The organism is Synechococcus sp. CCY9201, from assembly GCF_034931105.1.
Lineage (GTDB): Bacteria > Cyanobacteriota > Cyanobacteriia > PCC-6307 > Cyanobiaceae > CBW1002.
The window spans coordinates 1-1,406 of sequence record NZ_JAYGIC010000168.1; the positions used below are offsets into that span (position 1 = coordinate 1).

1 protein-coding gene is annotated in these 1,406 nt (G+C 71.8%); it reads right to left on the bottom strand.

Annotation, left to right across the window (positions count from 1 at the left end):
• Nucleotides 1-1,406, bottom strand: a 1,406-nt coding sequence (locus VB716_RS16195; RefSeq protein ID WP_416238131.1) for an AAA family ATPase, incomplete at both ends; no start/stop codon positions are given.

A 1,406-nucleotide genomic window follows, 5' to 3' on the forward strand; every position in this document is an offset into this window, starting at 1 on the left:
GATCGCCGCCGCCACCGCCGCCACCGCCTCGGGCTGGCCGATCACCCGCTCCCCCAGCCGCTGCTCGAGCTCCAGCAGCTTCTGGCGTTCACCCGCCAGCAGCCGCTGCACGGGGATGCCGGTCCAGCGGGCCACCACATCGGCGATGTCATCGGCCTCCACCTGTTCCCGCAGCAGCGGCGGGTTGTCGAGCAGCTCCCGCTGCAGTTCCTCCTCCAGCTCCTGACGGCGCTGCTGCACGCCCTGCAGCTGATCCACCTGCAGGCGAGCCGCTTCCTCGTAGTCGCCGTCGCGCTCGGCTTCACCGATGGCATGGCGCAGGTCTTCGTCGTCCTGCAGCAGGGCCCGCAGCTCCGCCAGCCGCTCCCGCTCCTGGCGCCAGCGCTGCTGCAGGGCCTGCAGCCGTTCGGCGGCCTGGCGGCGCTGCTCCTGCAACTGCACCCGCTCCGGCAGGGGCGCGGTCTCGGCCGACAGCAGCGCCAGTTCGACCCGCCGCAGCTCGGCCTCGGCCTGCTCCACCGGCTCGGGCTTGGAGGTCACCTCCATCTTCAGCTGGGCGGAGGCCTCGTCGATCAGGTCGATGGCCGAATCGGGCAGGCAGCGATCGGCGATGTAGCGATCCGCCAGTCGCGCCGCCGCCACCAGGGCCGGGTCGGTGATCGCCACGCCATGGTGCAGCTCATAGCGCTCCTTCAGCCCCCGCAGGATCTCCACGCAGGTTTCGGAGTCGGGCTCCTTGATCACCACCTGCTGGAAGCGCCGATCCAGGGCCGGGTCCTTCTCGATCGTGCGGCGGTAATCCTCCGGGGTGGTGGCGCCGATGCAGCGCAGATCACCGCGGGCCAGGGCCGGCTTGAGGATGCTGCCGGCATCGGCGCTGGAGCGGTCGCTGCTCACCACGGTGTGGAGCTCATCGATGAACAGCACCACGCCGGCACCTCCCCCGCTCCCGGCCGCGGCATCGGCCTCGCGCACCTCCTCGAGCACGCTGCGCAGCCGTTCCTCGAACTGGCCGCGGTACTTGGCCCCGGCGATCAGGGCACCGAGATCCAGGGCCACCAGCCGCAGGCCGCGCAGCGCCTCCGGCACCTCACCGGCCTCGATCCGCTGAGCCAGCAGTTCGGCCACCGCCGTCTTGCCGACGCCGGGTTCACCGATCAGCACCGGATTGTTCTTGCTGCGGCGCGACAGCACCTGAATGAGGCGACGGATCTCCAGATCGCGGCCGATCACGGGATCGAGTTCGCCGTTGCGGGCGGCGGCCGTGAGATCGCGGCCATAGCGGTCCAGGGCCGGGGGTTCCAGCTCCAGCCTCAGGCCGTCATCGTCCGTGGCCGGCTCGCCGGCGGCGGCTGACACCGTTGCCGGCCCCGTGGACAGGCCCGCCGATCCAACGGCGGCGCCGG